18 protein-coding genes, 2 tRNA genes, 1 other RNA gene and 3 pseudogenes are annotated in these 20,558 nt (G+C 59.7%); 14 read left to right on the forward strand and 10 right to left on the reverse strand.

Translation table 11 applies throughout. The annotated features are described in order from the left end of the window. Window positions 1–11 precede the first annotated feature (11 nt). From PD885_RS01510 to PD885_RS21670, 3 genes are all read right to left on the reverse strand, one after another. Window positions 12–1,334, reverse strand: coding sequence for an O-acetylhomoserine aminocarboxypropyltransferase/cysteine synthase family protein (locus PD885_RS01510; protein WP_002808261.1), 1,323 nt, complete (start codon window positions 1,332–1,334; stop codon window positions 12–14). 2 nt (window positions 1,335–1,336) lie between these two features. Continuing rightward, entirely contained in the window at window positions 1,337–2,464 is a 1,128-nt protein-coding gene (locus tag PD885_RS01515; RefSeq protein WP_231892687.1) for a 2-aminoethylphosphonate--pyruvate transaminase, read from the reverse strand. A 180-nt stretch (window positions 2,465–2,644) separates the two neighbouring features. Further along, a complete protein-coding gene (locus tag PD885_RS21670; RefSeq protein ID WP_002808258.1) occupies window positions 2,645–3,016 on the reverse strand; it encodes a hypothetical protein in 372 nt (123 codons plus the stop codon). 9 nt (window positions 3,017–3,025) lie between these two features. Between PD885_RS21670 and PD885_RS21675 the strand changes: the two genes are divergently transcribed. Then, window positions 3,026–3,202, forward strand: coding sequence for a hypothetical protein (locus tag PD885_RS21675; protein ID WP_197493701.1), 177 nt, complete (start codon window positions 3,026–3,028; stop codon window positions 3,200–3,202). Between the two features lie 579 nt (window positions 3,203–3,781). Here PD885_RS21675 and PD885_RS01525 read toward each other — a convergent pair. Next, window positions 3,782–4,695, reverse strand: a pseudogene (locus tag PD885_RS01525) (IS481 family transposase). A gap of 152 nt (window positions 4,696–4,847) precedes the next feature. Here PD885_RS01525 and PD885_RS01530 point away from each other — a divergent pair. The 6 genes and pseudogenes from PD885_RS01530 to PD885_RS01555 all read left to right on the forward strand — a co-directional run bounded on the left by PD885_RS01530 (window position 4,848) and on the right by PD885_RS01555 (window position 9,161). Then, window positions 4,848–4,923: non-coding RNA, sX9 sRNA (locus PD885_RS01530), on the forward strand. Between the two features lie 34 nt (window positions 4,924–4,957). Further along, window positions 4,958–5,539, forward strand: coding sequence for an anthranilate synthase component II (locus tag PD885_RS01535; protein WP_002802968.1), 582 nt, complete (start codon window positions 4,958–4,960; stop codon window positions 5,537–5,539). A gap of 178 nt (window positions 5,540–5,717) precedes the next feature. After that, window positions 5,718–6,349, forward strand: a pseudogene (locus PD885_RS01540) (flavin reductase family protein). A gap of 127 nt (window positions 6,350–6,476) precedes the next feature. After that, window positions 6,477–7,514: an anthranilate phosphoribosyltransferase gene (trpD, locus tag PD885_RS01545; RefSeq protein ID WP_040762674.1), complete on the forward strand. Its 1,038-nt coding sequence runs from the start codon at window positions 6,477–6,479 to the stop codon at window positions 7,512–7,514. Window positions 7,515–7,654: 140 nt separating this feature from the next. Then, complete coding sequence (gene trpC, locus PD885_RS01550) at window positions 7,655–8,452, forward strand: indole-3-glycerol phosphate synthase TrpC (protein WP_002808251.1); 798 nt, start codon at window positions 7,655–7,657, stop codon at window positions 8,450–8,452. Beyond that, window positions 8,445–9,161, forward strand: coding sequence for a haloacid dehalogenase-like hydrolase (locus PD885_RS01555; RefSeq protein WP_002808250.1), 717 nt, complete (start codon window positions 8,445–8,447; stop codon window positions 9,159–9,161). Before trpC ends, PD885_RS01555 begins: the two co-directional genes overlap by 8 nt. A gap of 467 nt (window positions 9,162–9,628) precedes the next feature. Here the strand turns inward: PD885_RS01555 and crp are convergent, their stop codons facing one another. Further along, on the reverse strand, window positions 9,629–10,321 hold the full coding sequence (crp, locus tag PD885_RS01560; RefSeq protein WP_002808249.1) for a cAMP-activated global transcriptional regulator CRP: 693 nt from the start codon (window positions 10,319–10,321) through the stop codon (window positions 9,629–9,631). A gap of 140 nt (window positions 10,322–10,461) precedes the next feature. Between crp and speD the strand changes: the two genes are divergently transcribed. Together speD and PD885_RS21850 are read left to right on the forward strand one after the other, a co-directional pair. Continuing rightward, window positions 10,462–11,256: an adenosylmethionine decarboxylase gene (gene speD / locus PD885_RS01565; RefSeq protein WP_005990692.1), complete on the forward strand. Its 795-nt coding sequence runs from the start codon at window positions 10,462–10,464 to the stop codon at window positions 11,254–11,256. Between the two features lie 154 nt (window positions 11,257–11,410). Then, window positions 11,411–11,539: pseudogene (locus tag PD885_RS21850) on the forward strand (DMT family transporter); the annotation flags it as partial. 167 nt (window positions 11,540–11,706) lie between these two features. On the opposite strand, the gene coq7 reads toward PD885_RS21850, so the two are convergent. After that, window positions 11,707–12,360, reverse strand: coding sequence for a 2-polyprenyl-3-methyl-6-methoxy-1,4-benzoquinone monooxygenase (gene coq7, locus PD885_RS01575; RefSeq protein WP_002808246.1), 654 nt, complete (start codon window positions 12,358–12,360; stop codon window positions 11,707–11,709). A gap of 180 nt (window positions 12,361–12,540) precedes the next feature. On the opposite strand from coq7, the gene rplM reads away from it, so the two are divergent. Together rplM and rpsI are read left to right on the forward strand one after the other, a co-directional pair. Further along, a complete protein-coding gene (rplM, locus tag PD885_RS01580; protein ID WP_002808239.1) occupies window positions 12,541–12,969 on the forward strand; it encodes a 50S ribosomal protein L13 in 429 nt (142 codons plus the stop codon). A gap of 3 nt (window positions 12,970–12,972) precedes the next feature. Then, the gene (gene rpsI, locus PD885_RS01585) at window positions 12,973–13,365 is read left to right on the forward strand and encodes a 30S ribosomal protein S9 (RefSeq protein WP_002808236.1); all 393 of its coding nucleotides are present in this window, start codon (window positions 12,973–12,975) and stop codon (window positions 13,363–13,365) included. A 439-nt stretch (window positions 13,366–13,804) separates the two neighbouring features. Here rpsI and PD885_RS01590 read toward each other — a convergent pair. Both PD885_RS01590 and PD885_RS01595 read right to left on the reverse strand, forming a co-directional pair. Next, a tRNA-Gln gene (locus PD885_RS01590) sits at window positions 13,805–13,878 on the reverse strand. A gap of 52 nt (window positions 13,879–13,930) precedes the next feature. Continuing rightward, window positions 13,931–14,007: transfer RNA gene (locus PD885_RS01595), tRNA-Met, on the reverse strand. 118 nt (window positions 14,008–14,125) lie between these two features. On the opposite strand from PD885_RS01595, the gene PD885_RS01600 reads away from it, so the two are divergent. The 3 genes from PD885_RS01600 to bfr all read left to right on the forward strand — a co-directional run bounded on the left by PD885_RS01600 (window position 14,126) and on the right by bfr (window position 15,930). Next, window positions 14,126–14,743, forward strand: a complete 618-nt coding sequence (locus PD885_RS01600) for an RNA pyrophosphohydrolase (RefSeq protein ID WP_002808235.1) — start codon at window positions 14,126–14,128, stop codon at window positions 14,741–14,743. An 80-nt stretch (window positions 14,744–14,823) separates the two neighbouring features. After that, complete coding sequence (locus PD885_RS01605; protein ID WP_002808233.1) at window positions 14,824–15,033, forward strand: (2Fe-2S)-binding protein; 210 nt, start codon at window positions 14,824–14,826, stop codon at window positions 15,031–15,033. Between the two features lie 426 nt (window positions 15,034–15,459). Continuing rightward, window positions 15,460–15,930 (forward strand): bacterioferritin, encoded by a 471-nt coding sequence (gene bfr / locus PD885_RS01610; protein WP_002808230.1) that lies wholly within the window; start codon window positions 15,460–15,462, stop codon window positions 15,928–15,930. Between the two features lie 370 nt (window positions 15,931–16,300). Here the strand turns inward: bfr and PD885_RS01615 are convergent, their stop codons facing one another. Both PD885_RS01615 and PD885_RS01620 read right to left on the reverse strand, forming a co-directional pair. After that, a complete protein-coding gene (locus PD885_RS01615; RefSeq protein WP_088056614.1) occupies window positions 16,301–18,607 on the reverse strand; it encodes an ATP-binding protein in 2,307 nt (768 codons plus the stop codon). Next, window positions 18,608–20,557 carry an EAL domain-containing protein gene (locus PD885_RS01620; RefSeq protein ID WP_002808225.1) on the reverse strand — a complete coding sequence of 650 codons (1,950 nt, stop codon included), beginning with the start codon at window positions 20,555–20,557 and terminating at the stop codon, window positions 18,608–18,610. Window position 20,558 lies beyond the last annotated feature (1 nt).

The following is a 20,558-nucleotide window of genomic DNA, read 5'->3' on the forward strand; positions in this document are numbered from 1 at the left end:
CAGATTGATCATTAAATGGTGTCAAGACCCCGTTTGATGTCGTTAACAAGATCATTAACGTCTTCTATGCCGATGCATATGCGAATCGATCCGTCGAATATTCCGGCGTCTTCGCGCTGAGATTTTGGCACAGTTGTATGGGTGGTCGAGACCGGGTGTGTTACTAGCGTTCGCGCGTCGCCCACGTTCGACACGTGATACATAAGTCGAACGTTCTGTATGAATGCCCGGCCAGCAGCCTCGTCATCCAATTCGAACATGATCATGGCGCCGTAACCGAAGCGCGCATCGACCAGTTCGTCAACGATGTCGCGCTCACGTCCGGTGGCAAGCCCTGGATACGAAACTCTTTTGACCTTGGGGTGACTCTGCAGGAAGCAGGCGACTACTGCTGCGTTTTCGCAGTGGCGTTGCATGCGTAGATGCAACGTTTCTAACCCCTGAATCAATTGAAAACTCGACAATGGACTAATTGCAGCTCCAGTATCGCGAAGCCAGGTCATGCGTGCTTTCAGCAAATAGGCGCTTGCCCCAAGGTCTTCCAGTTCACGCACAGCATCGTGCCAACGTATTCCGCCATGGGCATCGTCAGGGTTGTTGAGTAGCGGCAGGCGCGGAGACCTGTCAAAAGCGAAATTACCGTTGTCGACCACCAGCCCCCCTAGCGTGGTGCCGTGACCGCAGATGTATTTTGTGGCGGAATAGGTACTGATGGCCGCACCGAGTGAGGCGGGTTTACATACCAATGGCGTCGTTGTATTGTCCACAACCAGCGGAATGCTATGGGATCTTGCGATTTCAGCTAGCTTTGTGACCGGTAATGGAATAACGCAAGGGTTGGAAAAGACTTCGCCGAAAAACGCGATGGTTCTATCGTCGACTTGTCGATTGAACGACTCCAGCTCCCGAGGATCGGCTGATCGCGCCTCGATGCCCAACCGTTTGAAAGTGTTGAAAAATAGATTCCAAGTATTTCCATACAGATACTTCGAAACCACCACGTTGTCGCCCGGTCGCCCGCTGCACAGGTTGATCAGTGCGAGGAAAGTAGCGGCCTGTCCGGACGCTACCGCAAGTGCATCTGCAGCACCGTCCACTTTCGCGTATCGACGTTCCAAAATTCGCGTTGTAGGATTGATGATGCGGGTGTAGGTAAATCCGTCTTTTTTAACGTTGTAGATGTCAGCAGTCTTGGCCAAGTTACCGTCGAGCTCGTAGGCGGTAGTCTGGTATATAGGGACCGCGATAGCTTTGGTGAGAGGGTCGTGGCGATAGCCCGCATGCAGAAGAGCCGTCTCCACTGAAATTTCGCTATCTTTAACAATATCTGACATGCCTAAAAACTCCCGCTCGCAACTAATGACTTGGTATGCGTAAGCGCCTGTCGGCAACTTTCGCGGTTGTCGAAAAAGTCCCGAAACGCTGCTGACAGCAGAAGGATCCAAGCGGGTTTGATGGCGCCCATGCATCCGATCCTGAAGCTGCGCGTCTGAATGTGGAATTTTGAATAGATACAGAGATTGTAGTTAAAAAGATGCATATAAAATGAATTGAAGTCATTCTCTGTGTCGATGACTCCTTTTGCCGTGAGCGCTAAACATACAGGGGATCTCGCTTTTGCACTCAGAAGGGGTGCTGTGTATCGATCTGTTGCTCTGATGATCTCATCACGCACCGATCCGTAACGGCTACTGCGATGACATACGCCTTCACGAGTCAGCAGTTCAAGCGCCCTCGTGCTGGCTTGGACCACGTGCGTGGGAGGCGTCGATCGCCATTCCCCTGTCTCTTCGAGAGTTTTCCATTGGTCGCGCACATCGAGGACGAAGGAATTGACTGGATGTCCCTTCTTTTTTAATAGATCTATTGTAGCAATCACAAAGGCAAGCCCTGGCGGGCCTTCAATACATTTATTGCTTGACGTTACAAGAACATCAAAGGGTGTGCGCTTCGCACTGATATCGATGGCTCCGAAAGAACTAATTGCATCCACGATCGTTACGAGGCCGTGTTGTTTAGTTAGCTTGGCTATCTCATCTAGTGGATTGATAACACCGGTAGTGGTCTCGCAATGAACGAAACAGACGTGGGTGATTGATTTATCTTTTTCCAGATACCCAGCTATGTCAGTCGCCGAAAGCGGCTCGTTACTAGGCGCTCTCATGCTGACGGCATGGATGCCCCTTATTTGGAGTATTTTCAGTATGCGCTCTCCATAAATTCCATTTATGCAGACAAGCGGCTTATCACCTGGAGATACAAAGCTTGCCAATGCAGCCTCCATCCCGTAGGTACCGCTACCTTGGATGGGGATAGCTGAGTGCGACCTCTGCCCTTCGATCAAATTTATCGTCAGCTCGCGCATTAAACCGGTGATTTTTTTGAAGCTCCCTTCCCGTGAGCCCATATCAAACTGCATCTGTGACTTTACTTCTCCGCTCAAAGCCAAAGGGCCAGGCGTCATTAGGAAATAATGCTGTCCATACATGTGAAGGTCCCTCGTGCGTGCAGATAAGGCGGGGCAAATTTTTCATGCGGAATTATGTGGGTCCAATAATCAAAATATTAAGAAGCATGAAGAAATAAATTAATTTATTCTTAGTGTTTTAATATTGAATACATAATTAAGTTAATCTAGGTCGTGTTATGAAATTGGGAAGAGCGCGGGAGCGTTGCCGAGCATAAGCATGAGGGTGGCAAAACGATGCAATGCAGTCCGGCCCGTTTTTTGGCAAGCGCTCATCGTCGCGTGCGAGGCGTCGGAAACGATTTGCCCACCTGACGCTGCGCTCAGGCACTCAGCTTCATGGAAGCAATCAACGCCTTTCTTTGCCGCCTGCAGCGTGGTCGTATGTCGCTCGATGCCCTCTCCCCTGGCTGTTTGCGCAGGGTCTTGCCCGGTGCCGCTCTGTTTGGCGAACGCGACCTTCACAGTTTCGTCTGAGACAGGTTGGACCTCTTGCACAAGCGATCGCATCTGCATGCTCTCCCGTTCGTTTGCAAAGGCGATCTGCACAGTGAGCAGATGCTAGAGCGTATCGACCGCCATGTTCGCCTTGCTGCTTTTCTTGCGCTGATAGCCGTCATCGCCATGGGGTGGCCCACCCTGGTAAACGGACTGCAACGTGTAATCATCGATGATCACTGTGCTGGTTTTGAGCTTTCTTTACGCCGCAGCAAGTTGCAGGGCAGTCATCTCTAATATGTTTCAGCACGAGCGATCGACCGCAACGCGTTGAATATCGGGCCCAGCTCACACGTGCGTTGCGACGCCTATGTCTTCATCATCGTTAAATAGGGTGCTGCAAGAGCCCGTTATTCGTCGAAAACATCGGTTGGATAAGGGTTAAGATTTTTAATAATTATACATTAGATTGATACTTTTAAATTTAATAATCAATTCGGAGTTAATAGTTCGCAGGAGTAATTTATAGTAGCTTGGGATGAGATAATTACAAGATAATTGCGTCAGAAAACGCGCATGAACTCCGTCATAAAATTCACGTTAATTTTTCTTCGTGAAATTGTTACGCGGTCGTGATTCGACAAGATCTTTACTCTTCCGTTGCAGGGACTGCATCAGGGTAATGGAGACTTGGTTAATCTGAAGTGGTTGGTGGGCTTCGATGCGCTCTCTTATCTTCGGTGGATCCAACGATGAGATTTTTTGTAGCGGGCAGGAGGGCTGCAGTTTTGGTTGCATCCATCGGGGTTCCGGCAGCGCATTCGGACAGTCGGCACGCCAGTGCACATGGATCATGAGTGTCGCATCGACAGTGCCTCAAGCTGGGATTACGATCGCGTTCAGTCCCGGCATTAGATGTATCGGATCCACCTTGAACCGCTCGGGTTCGGATGTGCACTGCTTGCAGATGAATTCGTACGGTGTCAGGGCTTTGAGCCTGCGAGCGAAGTTGTAGGCGTCGATGAAGTCGGCCAGATCTGATGCAGTTGTGCGTGGTCGTCGTAGTGGAAGCGTTTGACAGTGGCTTCCTTGATGGTCCGATTCATCCGCTCGACCTACCCGTTGGTCCAGGGATGCTTGACCTTGGTCAAGCGGTGTCGGATGCCGTGTTCTTTGCAGACACGACTGAAGAGATGCACGAAGGCATAGCGGTCGGAACTGCGGTTGGTGAACTGGATGCCGTTATCCGTCAGAACCGTATGCAGGGTGTAGGGCACCGCCTGGATCACATTGCGCAGGAACTGCGCTGCAACCAGCTTGGTGGCCGAGGGATGGAGTTCGGTGAGCGCAAACTTGGACGTCCTGTCGATGGCCACGAACAGATAGAGCTTGCCCTCGGCCGTCTGCACCTCTGCGATGTCGATGTGGAAGTAGCCAATCGGATAGTGCTTGAACTGCTTTTTGGCAGGTTTGTCGCCCTTGATGTCTGGCAGTCGCCAGATGCCATGGCGTTGCAGGCAGCGGTGCAGCGATGAGCGCGTCAGATGCGGGATGCTTGGCTGCAGTGCATAGAGACAGTCGTCCAGCGGAAGCAATGTGTGCCTGCGGAAGGCGACGATCGCCGCCTCATCCTCAATGGACAACACCGTGGAACACGGCTGCCTCGGCCCGGTCGGCACATCGGCAACCGAGGTGCGCTTCTGCCACTTGTCCACCGTCTTCTGGTTGATGCCGTAGCGCTTGGACAGCGCTCTCAGGCTCTCTTGACTCTGTTGTATCGCTCGACGGATCGCCTCTGTCGTAGTGGCGCTCTAGCCCATCGTGCTTGCTTCCATTCGAGGGAAAAGAGTGCACCATCAAAGCCTGGGATCAAACGTCTAAGAGTGGCTAACAAAACTACTGTTCAGCCGTCAGGCGGGCGCGGCCGGTGCTCGGAATCGGCGTGTACCACTTGTACACTGCGGGTCCTTCGCGCCGTGCGCACCCACTTGGCGACTGCTCACTACGTTTTGTTAGCTACTCTTATCAAAATAAGATCAATAGGTTAAGCAGATGAATGTTTTGATGCTCGACAACTACGACAGCTTTACCTACAACCTCGTGCAGTACCTGCAGGCATTAGGCGCCGAGGTCACCGTGGTGCGCAACGATGCGATGAGCGTCGATCAGATCGCTGCGCTCAAGCCGGAGCGCATCGTGATCTCGCCCGGCCCATGCACGCCAAACGAGGCCGGCATCTCGCTGCAGCTGATCGAACAACTGGGCCAGACCACACCGATCCTGGGCGTTTGTCTCGGGCATCAAAGTATCGGGCAGGTCTATGGCGGTGATGTGATCCGTGCCGACAATATCATGCATGGCAAGACCTCGCCGATCCGCCACCAAGGCAAGGGCGTGTTTGCCGGGTTGCCAGACAGCTACGAGGCTACTCGCTACCACTCGCTGGTGGTGGACAAGACCACCTTGCCGGACGTGCTGGAAGTCACCGCTTGGACCGAGAATCCGGATGGCTCGATCGAAGAGATCATGGGCCTGCGGCATCGCCAGTTTCCGGTCGAAGGCGTGCAGTTCCATCCCGAATCGATCCTGACCCAGCACGGGCATGCCTTGTTGAAGAACTTTCTGCAGCGCTGACCGAAATGGGCAGCGCGCACGCCGTCGATGTCGATGCAGTCTTCATCAGTGTCGATGCATCTTTCAGCGGCGTCGTACATCCGCTGCGCAGCAGTGCGATGCCTGCGATCATTTGCGCTGCAAGGCGCAGAGCAGATGATTTGCCCTGCGCTTCTTCTACGCCTGCAACCGGATCACGATGAGCACCACCAGCGACAGCGTCCACTTCTACGAGCCCGCCCACGGCCACGGGTGCCGCACGATCCGTTCAATGCCATCGTTGGTCCACGACCGATCGGCTGGATCGGCTCGCGCAGCGCCGATGGCATTGCCAATCTGGCGCCTTACAGCTTCTTCAATGCCTTCAATTACGTGCCGCCAATCGTGGGCTTCGCCAGGATCGGTCGCAAGGACAGCCTGCGCAATATCGAAGCCACCGGCGAGTTCACCTGGAATCTGTCCACGCGCCCCCTGGCCGAGGCGATGAATGCCAGTGCGGCGATGGTGCCGGCGGAGGTGGACGAGTTCGTATTAGCCGGCTTGCAGATGGCGCCGTCGCGCTTGATCGGCGCCCCGCGCGTTGCGGCAAGCCCGGTCAGTTTCGAGTGCCGGCTCAGCCAGCTGTTGCCGTTGCAGACTGCAAGCGGGCAGGCCATCGAAACCTAGCTGGTATTGGGCGAAGTGGTCGGCGTACATCTCGCGCGCGCGGCGCTGCACTACGGCATCTACGACCCGGCAGCGGTGCAGACGGTCCTGCGCGCCGGTGGTCCGGCGGATTATTTCGAAGTGCAGCCGCAGGCGCGTTTTCCCATGAAGCGTCCAGATCAATAATCGCCGCAGGCACGGCCGTTTCGCCTCGGGGCTACGGCTAGTACCTGCAGTTGGCCACACTGATCGAGCTGGTCGCAAGGCGGCTCGGTATATCTTTCCCACATATCGCCACGATTGTCTCATGCCCATCACCATCACTCCGCAAGAAGCCCTGCAGCGCGTCATTGAACACCGCGAAATCTTCCATGACGAAATGGTCGAGTTGATGCGGCAGATCATGCGCGGCGAGGTGTCCGACATGATGGTCGCCGCCATCCTCACCGGGCTGCGGGTCAAGAAGGAAACCATCGGTGAAATTGCCGGTGCGGCCAAGGTGATGCGCGAGTTCTCGCGCCGCGTGGACGTCACTGACCGTCAGCACATGGTCGACATCGTCGGCACCGGCGGCGATGGCTCGCACACCTTCAACATCTCGACCTGCGCGATGTTCGTGGCCGCGGCCGGCGGTGCCAAGGTCGCCAAGCACGGCAACCGCAGCGTTTCGTCCAAATCCGGCAGCGCCGACGCGCTGGAAGCGTTGGGCGCGGTGATCGAGCTGCAGCCTGAGCAAGTCGCCGCCTCGTTGGCGCAGACCGGAATCGGCTTCATGTACGCGCCCGTGCATCACCCGGCCATGAAAGTCGTAGCGCCTGTGCGTCGCGAAATGGGCGTGCGCACCATCTTCAACATCCTCGGCCCACTGACCAACCCGGCTGGCTCGCCGAACATTTTGATGGGCGTGTTCCATCCGGATCTGGTCGGCATCCAGGCGCGCGTGCTGCAGCAACTGGGCGCCGAGCGCGCGCTGGTGGTGTGGGGCCGCGATGGCATGGACGAACTCTCACTCGGTGCGGGCACCCTGGTCGGCGAACTGCGCGATGGCAAGGTCCACGAATATGAAGTGCATCCAGAAGATTTCGGCATCGCCATGTCGGCCAGCCGCAACCTCAAGGTGGCCGATGCCGCGCAATCGCGCACGATGCTGCTGCAGGTGCTGGACAACGTGCCCGGCCCGGCGCTGGACATCGTGGCACTCAACGCCGGTGCGGCTTTGTACGTGGCCGGTGTAGCCGACAGCATTGCCAACGGCGTCGCGCGCGCGCGCGTAGTGCTTGCCGATGGCTCGGCACGCGCCAAAGTGGACGCCTATGTCGCATTGACCCGCCAGGTTGCCATGCAGTCCTGACCCATGCCGAGAGCCGCAACGCAGTGGCAATCGCGGGTCGGCATCCGCACGGCCTCGCTGGCATGCTATGCGCTGGCGTGTAGCCGCGGTCCGTTGCGGCCGTCTTGACCGATAATGCCCGCCCGCCAGGACCCGATACGATGAGCGACATCCTCAACACTATTCTTGCCCGCAAGGCCGATGAAGTCGCCGAGCGCAAGGCGCGCGTGCCGTTGGCCGAGCTGATCGCGCGCAGCGCTGATCTGCCGCAGACGCGCGGGTTTGCGGCCGCCATGCAGGCGAGCATTGCCGCCGGCGACCCGGCCGTGATCGCCGAAGTCAAGAAGGCCAGCCCGTCCAAAGGCGTGATCCGGCCCAACTTCCACCCGGCCGATATCGCAGTCAGCTACGAATTTGGCGGTGCGACCTGCCTGTCGGTGCTCACCGATGTGGATTTCTTCCAGGGGGCCGATGACTATCTGCGCCAGGCGCGCGAAGCCTGCACGCTGCCGGTGCTGCGTAAGGACTTCACCGTCGACCCTTACCAGGTCTACGAAGCCAGCGTGCTTGGTGCCGACTGCGTCCTGCTGATCGTCTCGGCGCTGGAAGACGCGCAGCTGGCCGATCTTTCCGGCCTGGCCATGCAACTCGGCCTGGACGTGCTGGTGGAAGTGCATGACATCGACGAGCTCGAGCGCGCCGTGCAGGTACCGGCGCCGCTGATCGGCATCAACAACCGCAATCTGCGCACCTTCGAAGTCTCGCTGCAGACCACCTTGGATATGCGCGCCGCGGTGCCGCGCGACCGCATTCTGGTCACTGAAAGCGGCATTGTCACGCCGGACGATGTGCAGTTGATGCGCGGCCACGGCGTGAACGCGTTTCTGGTTGGCGAGACCTTCATGCGCGCGCCCGAACCCGGCGAGTCGCTGCGTCAGCTATTCTTTGCGCATGACTGAGTCGTATCCCGCGCCGCGCAAAGACGCACCGCTGGTGGTCTTCGACTTCGACCACACCCTGTATGACGGCGATTCCGGCAGCCATCTGTTCGCCTGGCTGATCAAGCGCAACCCGTTGCGCTTGCTGGTCGCGTTGTTGGCCTCGCCGATCCTCGGCCCGATGGTGGCAATACTGCCGACCCGTCGCCGCGGCGTGTCCGGATATGTGTGGATCGCTACCTTCGGCCTGCACCGTGCGCGCGAGTTCAATCGCTTCATCGATGCGTACGTGCTCAAGCATGAGGCGCAGATCCGTCAGCGCCTGTTACCGCATGCCCTGAAGGTGTTCACCGAACATCGTGCTGCGGGCGACCGCGTGGTGGTCGCTACCGGCGCGCCGCCGGAGCTGGCCCGCGCGATTCTTGGATTTGTCGCGCATCAGGATGTACCGGTCATCGGCAGTTTGGTCGGCCCACGCTTGGGTGCGGTCACTGCGCGGCGTCACTGCCACAACGAAGAAAAGATGCGCATGCTGCGCGAGCGCGGTTACGCCGATATCGCCATCGCCTATTCGGACAGCACTGCAGATTTGCCGCTGTTGAAAGCCGCGCGTGCGCCGGTAGTGGTCAATCCCAAAGCCAATCGCGAAGACCTGTTCCGCCAGGTGCTGCCCGCAGGCACGCCGATCCTCAACTGGGGTTGTCGCGACCGCGGCGGCAAGGCGCTTTAACGCGCTCAAGCGTGTGAGGGTTGGAAGCGAACACTGGCAGCGATCGCGCTCCGGCTTGCGAAGGGCGGGCGCGGCAAGCGTCAACTAGAGAACGGATCGCCGCGTGCAGTGAGGCGCGACCAACGGTCTCGATCACGCTTGGGTCTTTCGATAAGCGTGGCAACGCAAGCCAGCTGAAGCATACGCAGGCAGGGCTCGCAATCAAACATGCTTGAGCAACAACTACAACGCAGCGCCATCAGCGGGCGCTTATTCGCCTGAGATCGGTCAATGTCGATCCGAGGTCAACGCTGCAATCGCTACGGAACTAGATCAGGTCGCTCGCTCTTCAAGATTGCGGCCCGCTTCGTTGGGAGAAGCGGTGGTGAGATGATTGCGAAAGGATCGCCACACCACCACCGCATGCCGTCGCCGCACGCGGACCACTCGGCGGTCAGTGCGAATCTGCACCGACCGCCGAGTGCCGCTCAGCGCGTGCCGTACAGCACAACGGTCTTCCCGCGTGCATGCAGCAAGCCATCGACTTGCAGCTTCTTGAGCACCCGCCCGGCCATTTCACGCGAGCAACCGACCAGGCGTGCCAGTTCTTGGCGCGATACGCGCAACTGTGTGCCCTGCGGATGGCTCATCGCCTCTGGCTCCTTGGACAGGTCGTGCAACGTGCGCACGATGCGGTCGGTCACGTCCAGGAACGCCAAGCGGCTGGCCTTTCTTGTGGTATCGAGCAGCCGTTTTGAAAGCTGAACGCCGATCGCGTACAGGATCCGCGGTGCATCCGGCGACAGGCTGGTCTGGAACAGCTGCTGCAGCCGCTCGTAGCTGATCTCGGCCAATTCGCATTGGGTGCGGGTGCGCAAGATCACCTCGCGGGTATCGGATTCGATGAACAACCCCATCTCGCCGACAAACTCGCCGCTGCCGAAGTAGCCCAGCACCAATTCACGATCATCATCTTCCTCGGCAATGATGCTCACCGAGCCGCTGATCACGTAGTAGAGGGTGCCGGCCGGGTCTCCTGGCCGGAACACATCGGTCCGGGTCGGATAGCGCCTGCGGTGGCTGTGCGCCAGAAAACGCTCGATGGTGCCCGCGTCTAGCGCCAGGGAAGGGGTAGCGTTACGTACCGTCGTAGTGACAACCGTCGTGTTTCCTGGGCTCATGGTAGTTCCGCGTGTAATTCCCGAAGCTTAACGGCATGAGTCGTGCAAGGTAAACCATTCTTAACATCGGCATTTCGTTGCTGGGATCTTTGGCTCATAATTGACTTCTTTTCCTCCGCTTTCCATAAGGACAGACTGACGTGGTCAAGCCGTTGCCTCGCCTGAGGCTACAGGGGTTCAACAACCTCACCAAGGCGTTGAGCTTCAACATCTACGACGTCTGTTATGCGCGTACCGAAGAGGAGCGTCAGCGCTACATCGAATATATCGATGAGCAGTACGATGCCGACCGCCTGACCCAGATCCTGACCGATGTGGCCGAGATCATTGGCGCCAATATCCTCAATATCGCACGTCAGGACTACGACCCGCAGGGAGCATCGGTCACGATCCTGATCTCGGAAGAGCCCGTCATCGACAAGAAGCAGGCCGGCAAAGAGTTGATCTCCGATGCTGTGGTTGCTCATATGGACAAGAGTCATATTACTGTACACACATACCCCGAAACGCATCCGCAGGAAGGTATCGCCACTTTCCGCGCCGACATCGACGTCGCCACCTGCGGCGTGATCTCGCCGTTGAAGGCGCTTAACTACCTGATCGAGAGTCTTGAATCGGACATCGTGATCATGGATTACCGGGTTCGTGGCTTCACTCGCGATGTGAAGGGCAAGAAGCACTACATCGACCACAAGATCAACTCGATCCAGCACTTCCTCGCCAAGAACGTGAAGTCGCGCTACGAGATGTTCGACGTCAACGTCTATCAGGAAAATATCTTCCACACGAAGATGCACTTGAAGGATTTCGATCTGGATCAGTACCTGTTCGAAGAGCGCGCCAAGAATCTCTCTTTCAAGGAGCGCATGAAGATCGAAACGCTACTCAAGCGAGAAATCGAAGAGTTGTTCCACGGGCGCAATCTGAGCGAATGAGCGCAGGCAATTGGCTGTTGCGCGCCTGCTTGCACGTGCGGGAAAGACACAAGGCGGGACGGCCCGCCACGCGATGAGCTCGCGTTCCACAGCCGACGGCGGCCCAGTGCGCGACCACTGGGTCGCTTTTTTTTATCCGTTTTCTGTAGATGAGTCCGGTATCGGCGCGCTGGGCGTGACCACCGCCGGCATCGCGCTGTTCGGCGATTGCGACTCGTGGTCGCGCTTGGCATGCGTTGGTTTGATCGTTGCAGGCGTGATCGGGTTGAAGCTGGTGTCGTAGTCAGCTCCAGCTTCGCGGTGCTGACCACCCAAGGCTTGCTGTGCAAACCGTTTGACTCCAACGCGTCAGCTACCCATCCCTGCCGCGCTTTCGGCGCGCGCCCTCAACGTAGTGGGCTTTGCTTTCGCAGGGAGTGCCGAGCATCTGCGTGGTGCCTTGCCTGTTGTCTACAAGCGGTAGGCGATGGTCATCATTAACTTGGAGGCTAGGGCCATGGCGCTGGGGATCGGGGGCGGGAGGATGCGGGCGCCGGCTTGTTCGGCCTGGTCGGCATGGCGTGCTTCGTCGATTTTCATCACGCGCAAAATCGCGCGGCTGCGTTGGTCGATTTCCGGCAAGGTTTCCAGGTGTTCGTCCAGATGGGCCTCCACTTGGCGCTCGGTTTCGACCACAAAGCCCAGACTCCAGTGGTCGCCACGTAATCCTGCCAATGCGCCAAGTGCGTAGCTGCCGGCGTACCAGAGCGGGTTGAACAGGCTGGGGCGGCTATCCAGTTCGTGCAGGCGGTCGGCGCACCAGGCCAAGTGGTCGGTTTCTTCCTGCGCGGCTTCCAGCAGATGGTGCTGGGTGTGTGCATCGCGGGCCACCGCGGCTTGGCCGAAATACAGGCCTTGCGCGCACACCTCGCCAACATGATTGATGCGCATCAATCCGGCTGCATGCCGGCGTTGGTCCGGTTTCAGCACCACATCGGGTGTGTTCGTGGCCGGATTGGGCCGCTCGGCGGGCGGGTTGCCGAAGACGGTATCCAGCGCGCGCTGGGCTTCGACCAGCAGCCGGTCGAGCCGGCTATGCAGTCGGGAAGGAGTCGTTTGGGCCATGCGTCGATTCTGGCCCCCTACCGACCCGTTGCCAACCGCGCAGCTCGCGTCTGTCGCAACTTGCGCTGCGGCGGAGTGTTCCGTATGATTCTCGATCTTGTGTTTCGCCATCACAACGCGTGGCAAAATTCCAGTGGTCATCGGCCGCTGCAATCAGCCCGACCACTCAAGAGTTTTATCATGACTACGTTCACCGCAAAGTCCGAGACCGTCCAGCGCGACTGGTATCTCGTTGACGCCGCCGGCAAGACGCTCGGCCGTCTGTCCACCGAACTGGCTCGCCGTTTGCGCGGCAAGCACAAACCGGTTTATACCACCCACGTCGATACTGGCGATTACCTTGTGGTGATCAATGCCGAGAAGATCGTGGTCACGGGCAACAAGCTGAAAGACAAAAAGTATCACCGTTTCACCGGCTACATCGGTAACTTGAAGACCGAGAGCCTGGAGCAGGCGCTGCAGCGCCACCCGGAGCGCGTGATCGAAATCGCTGTCAAGGGCATGCTGCCGAAGGGTCCTCTGGGCCGCACCATGTACCGCAAGCTCAAGGTCTATTCGGGTGCCGAGCATCCGCACGCCGCCCAGCAGCCGCAAGTTCTGGATATCTAAATCATGGCTATCACGCAAAACTACGGCACTGGTCGCCGTAAGTCCTCCACCGCTCGCGTGTTCCTGCGCAAGGGTAATGGCAACATCACCGTCAACGACCGTCCACTGGACGAGTTCTTTGGTCGTGAGACTGCACGTATGATCGTGCGCCAGCCGCTGGAGCTCACCAAAAACACCGAGAGCTTCGACATCCTGGTCACCGCTTCAGGCGGTGGCACCACCGGTCAGGCCGGTGCGATCCGTCTGGGCATTGCCCGTGCGTTGGTCGAATACGACGAAACCTTGAAGTCCGAGCTACGCAAGGCTGGCTTCATGACTCGTGACGCTCGCGAAGTCGAGCGTAAGAAGGTCGGTCTGCATAAGGCCCGTCGCGCTACCCAGTTCTCCAAGCGCTGATCCATCGCGCTCGGTGCGTCCCGGTTCGCCGGGGCGCTTGCTTCAAAAGCCCGGCCATGCCGGGCTTTCGTCGTTTTGGGGTTTGCGAATCCGCAGCTTGCGACGCGTTGCCTCGTGGGGGGGGGGCTTTCGCCGGACCTGGCGGCTTAGCAGGTGGCCAATAGCCATCTTGTGCGGATCGCGTACGGGCGGCGGCGACAGCTGCGTGCGCAAGTGACGTCATGGGCGATGGCGGGTTATTGGGCCACACTACCTCGTGTGTTCCGGACCCATCGTTGGCGCGTCGATTATGTTGATAGGGTTAACGGGCCGGTGACTGTAGCGATTTTCGCCGGTCTCGGCGCAGGGATATTTTGCGTCCCCCGGTGGCCGAGTGGTTTCAGGGCAAGAGTGGTTGGGCAACAAAAAGGTCCGATCTTTCGATCGAACCTTTTGTGTTTGGCTGCCCCGGATGGATTCGAACCACCGATGCCTGAGTCAGAGTCAGGTGCCTTACCGCTTGGCTACGGGGCAATAAAACGCGTCGATTCAAGATTATTGCATGCCTGCGAAGGCGTGAATACCTTGGTGGCTATGGGTGGACTCGAACCACCGACCCCAGCATTATGAGTGCTGTGCTCTAACCGGCTGAGCTACATAGCCTAGGTAGCCGGTAATTCTCACAATGCGTAACGGTGTTGTCAAGTATTTCGTTTACAGCTTGTGAGCCGGGCGTCGCCGTGGCAGAGTCGGTGACAGTAGATTTTCAGGAGTCCGCATCGTGATCGATCCGGACGGTTTCCGGCCAAACGTGGGCATCGTGCTGATGCGGCAGGACGGTCAGGTGTTCTGGGCACGACGTGTGCGTAGAGACGGCTGGCAGTTCCCGCAAGGTGGCATGAATACCGATGAGACGCCCGTCGAAGCCATGTACCGCGAGCTGCGCGAAGAAACCGGGTTGTTGCCCGAGCATGTCGAATTGCTCGGTGCCACGCCTGGCTGGCTACGCTATCGCTTACCCAGCCGGGCTGTGCGCCGGAACGAGCGACAGGTCTGCATCGGTCAGAAACAGGTCTGGTTCCTACTACGGTTCACTGGCGAGGAATCTCACCTCAAGCTCGACCATACCGATACACCTGAGTTTGACCACTGGCGCTGGGTAGATTTCTGGTATCCGGTCGAACATGTGGTGATGTTCAAGCGCGGTGTGTATGCACGGGCGTTGCGCCATCTGGCGCCGCTTGCGCAGAATCTGGCCGGACCCGGGGCGGTCGGTGCGATGCCTGAGCGTGCGCTAGAAGCATGGTTGCCGGGCAGCAGCGCTGCGGGGCACGACAGCCCGCGCAAGCGCCCACTCAAGCGCAGCGGGGTGCGGCCGGTCCGGATTAATAATGATTAACCTTTGGAATTGACACCTATTCTCGTTTGCGGTGCAATTAGTCCCGGTCCTTTCCGGATCGCCAACACCCCACCGATACCGTGTACGTCTGCATATGTAATGGGGTCACCGACCACCAGATCCGCGAAGCGGCTGAGAACGGCTGCGCCAGTTTGGCCGAGCTGACCGTGCGCACCGGCTGCGGGTCCAATTGTGGCTCGTGCCTTGAAATGGCTGGCGACTTGTTGAGCCAGGTACATGCAACGCGCGCGCTGCCGCTGCCCCTGTTGGGTTTGGCCAGCGCTGCGTGAAGGTTGCCTTGTGCGTTTTGCTGACTCGTTTTGATGGTCGGTGTGCAGATGCCGGCTTCGCCGCGTCGATGAAGCACGCGTTGCGACGCACGAGGTTCTGAAACCTTTTGGTTGCAGCCTGTTGCGCTGCTGGTCGGCGAAGGATTGTAGCGTTGGCTCCACTAGATCGATGATCGCTCTCGCTCTCGCTCTCGCTCTCGCCTGGCTGCCGGCCGGGTAGCTCTTGCGGCTGTCGCGCTGTTTGTGGAGGAATGGATTGCAGCTGTAGCTTCATCGGACCTAAGAGCATCTTGTCCTTGCTGCTGACCGTATGGCGGCTTGTCTCGTGGTCGGCCATGCGTCCCGCAACTGATCACGATTCGCGTTCCTTCATGTGCCGCGTCATCGCGTTAGAGTGCGGTCGGCTCACTGTCTCGGAGACATCGCATGAAGGGCGATACCAAAGTCATCGAGCACCTCAACAAGGTGCTCTACAACGAACTTACCGCGATTAACCAGTACTTCCTGCACGCCAAGATGCTCAAGAACTGGGGCCTGAAGGAATTGGCCGAGCATGAGTACAAGGAATCCATCGACGAGATGAAGCATGCGGACAAGTTGTCCGACCGCATCCTGTTCCTCGAGGGACTTCCCAATTTTCAGGTGCTGGGCAAGCTGCGCATCGGTGAGAGCCCGACCGAGATGTTCCGCTGCGATCTGACCCTGGAGCGCGAGGCGGTGGCGGTGCTGCGCGAGGCGGTGGCCTATGCGGAGTCGGTCAAGGACTACGTGAGCCGGCAGTTGCTGGTGGACATTCTGGAATCGGAAGAAGAGCACATCGACTGGCTGGAAACCCAGCTGGATCTGGTGGCGCGGATTGGCGAGCCGAATTATTTGCTGACGAAGTTGGATGATTGAGTGCGGCTGACGCACTGTTGCGTTGCTTTGCTGCGTCAGGTGTGGTCTTTGCTGGTGTCGCGGCCCAGCACAAACGTAGTCGAGCGCCGAACTGCCGATTGTTTGTCATGCGTGGCGTGCTGGGGTGTATGGGGCTTCGCCCGTACCCTCGCCCCAACCCCTCTCCCGCAAAAGCGGGGCTTTTTTTGTAGCCCTCCTTTTTTTGGGGGGGGGGGGCGGTGTCGAATGAGCTTGCGGGAGCAAGCACGACGCACCCTCTCAGCGCTCAGCTGGGTTCGTCGTCGTGCTGATCATTCGGTCAATACACAGCTAGCTGTCGCCGCTCTGATCGTGTTGTCAGTCCGCAGCTAGTTCCCGCTGTCCTGTGTACTTAGCTAGCGGCGCGGGTTGCGGACTGCAGGCGAGCAATCTTGTCTAGCAGTGCCAAGCGAGCGCGGGCGTATTCAGCGACGACCAGTGCGACCATGACCGAGGGGCGTTCGATGGTACCGGTGCGGGCGGCCAGTTCAATGCGTCGTGCCGCGTTGGACACCGCCTGGGCGCCGACGTTGGCGCTGGACGACGTGAGGGTGTGGGCCAGATCGCGTAGCTGGATGCTGTCGCGATTGGCGGCGGCGACTTCCAGTCGCTCGATGATGAGCGGTGCGTCTTCCAGGAACAGCTGGAGGATGGTGAAAGTATCTGCGCCCGCCACTTCGTACAGCTCATCGATGACGCTGTTGTCCAGGATCGGCAGTACCCGTGCCTGCGCGGCAGCACTTGCGCTCTCTGGATTCATCGCGGCTGGGCCGCAGCTGGCCAGTTCGGGCAGCGCTTGCTGACGCGGCAGCCAGCGCTGCAGGCAGGCATCGAGTTGTTCGCGTGCGACCGGCTTGGACAAATAGTCGTCCATGCCGGCAGCCAGGCAGCGTTCGCGGTCGCCAGCCATGGCATTGGCGGTCATCGCCACGATCGGGACCGGGCCGCGGCCACTTTCGGTTTCCATCGCGCGCCAGCGTCGGGTGGCGGCATAGCCGTCCAGCACCGGCATCTGGCAATCCATGAACACCATGTCGTAGCGGGTGGATTCCATGCTGCTCAGCGCGGCTTCGCCGTCAGTGGCGGTGTCGGCTTCGAAGCCGAGGAAGGCCAGTAACTTTTGCGCGACCAGCAGGTTTACCGGGTTGTCTTCCGCCAGCAGGATGCGCACGTCGCGTGGATTGGCCATCGGTGGCGGCAACGGGTCTGGGATCGCTTCCGAATCCAGCGCGGCTGCATGGGCCGGCTTGGGATCGGGCGGCAGCACCAACGCGCGCAGCGTCTCGTCCGGGCTCTGGCGCGGCACCAAGGTGGCGTTGTCCTGCAGTTCTGCAGGGACCGGCTCTTCGCCGTACAGCCAGATCAGCCGCGAGCCTCTGAGGTCTTCCGGGCGGGCTAACGCGCGATGCACGGCGCGCGCGCTGTAGCGCAGCTTGTCGTGGTCGGCGATGACGCAGCGGAAGCCTTCGGTGTCGCTGTGGCGACGTACGCGTTCGAGCGCTTCCTGAGTGGTTTCCATCAGCACATGCGACACGCCCCAGCTATCGAGTAAGCGCTTGAGGCGTTGCGACAGGCGAGCATCCGAACTGATCACCATGACCCGTGCCGCATCGGTGCCGGTGTTCTGCTGCAGGTCGCCGATGACTTTGAGCAGCGGGATTTCGAACCAGAAGGTGGCGCCGCGCCCAGGTTCGGATTCCACGCCGATGCGGCCGCCCATCAGGTCGACGATGCGCTTGCAGATCGCCAGCCCCAGCCCAGTGCCGCCGTACAGACGCGTGGTCGATGCATCGGCTTGCGCAAAGGAGCGGAACAGGCGAGCCTGCTGATCCGGGGCGATGCCGATGCCGGTGTCGCGCACCTGGAAGCGCAGCAGATGCTGGGCGCGTGTTTCGCCCAGGCGGCGCAGTAGGATATCCACGCTGCCACGCTCGGTGAACTTGATTGCGTTGCCGATCAGGTTGCCCAGCACTTGGCGCAGGCGGATCGGATCGCCGCGCACCAGCAGGCGCACCGACGGCTCGATGTCCAGACTCAGGCGCAGCTGGCGACCTTCGGCGGTGCGTTGCAGCAGCTGCACGACGCCGTCGAGCAGTTCGCGCAGGTTGAAGGTAGTGGTCTCCAGTTCCAGCTTGTTGGCTTCGAGCTTGGAGTAGTCGAGGATGTCGTCGACGATGCGCAGCAACTGCAACGAGCTGCCAGTGGCGGTCTGTAGCATTTCGCGCTGGTCCACACTGAGCTGGCCACTGGAGATCAGCTCCAGCATCGGAACGATGCCGTTGAGCGGTGTGCGGATCTCATGACTCATGGTGGCCAGGAACTCGCCTTTGGCCAGCGTGGCGGCTTCGGCGGCCTGCTTGGCGCGCAGTAATTCTTGCTCGAGTTCACCGTGGCGTTGCAATTCCTGCTGCAGTCGCTCGCGGGAGAGGTCGGCTTCTTCCAGGCGCTGCGAGAGCGCCTGCTGTGTGCGCAGGGCACGATTGGCGGCGATGGCGGCGCACAGGCCGAACACCATTGCGAGCGTCGCCGAAACTGCGGTCACCGCCAGCCATGGGCCCTGCAGTGCGGACCATTGCAAGCCTGCGCCCAGCGCTGCCACCAGGGCGGCCAGGGTGGCTAAAGTGCTCCAGGCGCGAAGGCCTCCTGCACGCGCTGTCACTCAGAGCACCGCGTTCGTGAAGTCGAAGTCCAGTTCCTTGCCGACCGTCTGCACCAGGTTGCCCTGGATGAAATCCACACCGCTGATCCACATTGCGGCAGCTGCCTGCGGATCTTCGATGCGTTGGCCGATGATCAGCAGACCGCGCTGGTGGGCGATGTCGATCACGCTGCGCAATTGATCGCGCACCGCGGTATTGCCGTGGGAATCGGCGAAGCGGTTGGCCATGCGTACGAAGCTGAGCGGCAATTGGCTCAGCAGCGCGTTGGCTTCGTCGCCGGGTTCGAACTGGCTGAGGCAGAACTGCACGCCGGCCGGCATCAACTTGGCGCAGAACTGCTGCACGGTGACGGTGTGGATCAGTGCATCGTCCAAGCGCAGGTCGACGATCAGCGATTGCCCGGCCACGCCGCGTTCGACCAGTTCCTTGAGCAGCCAATCAGCGAAAGCGTCGCGTGCCAGCGTGCGCGGCGATTGCGAGACGAACAGGCGCAGCGGCGGGCTGGCGTGCTGGTACAGATGCAGCAAGCCGACCGCGTGGTCCATGACCTGTTGGTCCAGATCGGCGATGCGCCCGGCCGCTTCGGCAGCGGGAATGACTTGGCCGGCCGACAGTAGTGTGCCGTCGGCCTGGCGCAGCCGCAGCAGCACTTGGTACTGCGCGGTGTCGCCGCCGGCCACGGCCACGATCGGTTGGTAGGCCAATTCGAGCTGGCCTTCGACCAGGCGCAGTTGTTCCTGTTGTTCGGCCTGGCTGGGTGCCAGATAGGCCTGTACGCCATCGCTGCGTAGGCGTGCCTGCAAGGCGGTGCGTTCGACCGCTTCCAGCGCGCTGCCGGTGTCGTCGAAGCCAAAACCTAACGGCGCCACACCGATCGCGCAGCGCACGTGCACGGATTCATCTTCGCGTACCGGGAAGGCGTTGGCCGATAGTCGCTGCCTGATCTCCAGCGCGTGCTGTTCCAGGCCGGCTTCGGGCATGCCCACCGCCAGCAACAGGAAGCTGTTGTCGTTTAAACGCGCCAACGGATACGGATGCGCGGCACTGGCCAAGCGATGGCCGGCCTGGGTCATCAGGCGCTCGTAGTCGGCGTAGCCGTAGCGCTCACGCAGGCCGAGCGCGCTGGCGATCTCGATAAAAAATAGGCCGCCGGACTGCTTGCGCTCCAGCGCATCGGCGAGCAACTCCATCACGTGGCCGCGCGTGGGTAGCCCGGTTTCCGGATTGCTGCGCACGCTGATCTGTTGGCCGGCCTGCTGCAGCGCCTGCTTGCGCGCGCGACGGATGCGGTTGGACACCGCGGCGATTAAGTGGCGTGGGCGGACCGGTTTGGTCAGGAAATCGTCGGCGCCGCTGTCGAGAACTTCGAACTGGCGCTCCGGGTCCGGGTCGCCGGTCAGGAACACGATCGGCAGCAACTGCTGGCTTGGTTGCTGACGGATCAGGGTGGTCAGGCGTATGCCGTCCAGTTCGGGCATATGCAAGTCCATAAGGATCAGATCCGGATGATAGTCCTGGATCGCGTGCGGCACGTTGACAGCGGTCATTTCGATCTGTGCATGCATGCCGGCGCCATGCAGCACGCTCTGTGCGAACAACGCCTGCGAGCGGTCGTCCTCGACGATCAATACGCGATACGGCGCATCGGCCGGCACGTTGCCGTCGCGCGCCACTGCGAGCGCCACTGACGCCGGCGCGGTACGCGCGCTGCTGATATTTGCCACGGCTCGCGGCGACGCGATTTGTGCTGCCGGTCCGGACACAGCCGCAACCGCAACCGCAGATGCGGGAATGATTGCTGCGCTCACCGGCGCGACGCTGTCGGCCGCCGCAGCCTCGTCGGCCCAGCGGCGCCAGTGGTCTGCCGGCGGGGTCTCGGCGCGCAGTGGGCGATTACGCGTGGCGGTATTGTCACGGGTGGTGAAAGAAACCGGATCTCGGGCGGCCATC

The organism is Xanthomonas fragariae, from assembly GCF_900183975.1.
GTDB lineage: Bacteria > Pseudomonadota > Gammaproteobacteria > Xanthomonadales > Xanthomonadaceae > Xanthomonas > Xanthomonas fragariae.

Bases quoted from the DNA above. Each gene is read 5' to 3' on its own strand.
- rpsI (WP_002808236.1), top strand. From the start codon at position 12,973: ATGGCTATCACGCAAAACTACGGCACTGGTCGCCGTAAGTCCTCCACC.
- coq7 (WP_002808246.1), bottom strand. From the start codon at position 12,360: ATGGCCCAAACGACTCCTTCCCGACTGCATAGCCGGCTCGACCGGCTG.
- PD885_RS01510 (WP_002808261.1), bottom strand. From the start codon at position 1,334: ATGTCAGATATTGTTAAAGATAGCGAAATTTCAGTGGAGACGGCTCTT.
- PD885_RS01620 (WP_002808225.1), bottom strand. From the start codon at position 20,557: ATGGCCGCCCGAGATCCGGTTTCTTTCACCACCCGTGACAATACCGCC.
- PD885_RS01535 (WP_002802968.1), top strand. From the start codon at position 4,958: ATGAATGTTTTGATGCTCGACAACTACGACAGCTTTACCTACAACCTC.
- crp (WP_002808249.1), bottom strand. From the start codon at position 10,321: ATGAGCCCAGGAAACACGACGGTTGTCACTACGACGGTACGTAACGCT.
- trpC (WP_002808251.1), top strand. From the start codon at position 7,655: ATGAGCGACATCCTCAACACTATTCTTGCCCGCAAGGCCGATGAAGTC.
- bfr (WP_002808230.1), top strand. From the start codon at position 15,460: ATGAAGGGCGATACCAAAGTCATCGAGCACCTCAACAAGGTGCTCTAC.
- PD885_RS01555 (WP_002808250.1), top strand. From the start codon at position 8,445: ATGACTGAGTCGTATCCCGCGCCGCGCAAAGACGCACCGCTGGTGGTC.
- PD885_RS21675 (WP_197493701.1), top strand. From the start codon at position 3,026: ATGCTAGAGCGTATCGACCGCCATGTTCGCCTTGCTGCTTTTCTTGCG.
- rplM (WP_002808239.1), top strand. From the start codon at position 12,541: ATGACTACGTTCACCGCAAAGTCCGAGACCGTCCAGCGCGACTGGTAT.
- PD885_RS01515 (WP_231892687.1), bottom strand. From the start codon at position 2,464: ATGACGCCTGGCCCTTTGGCTTTGAGCGGAGAAGTAAAGTCACAGATG.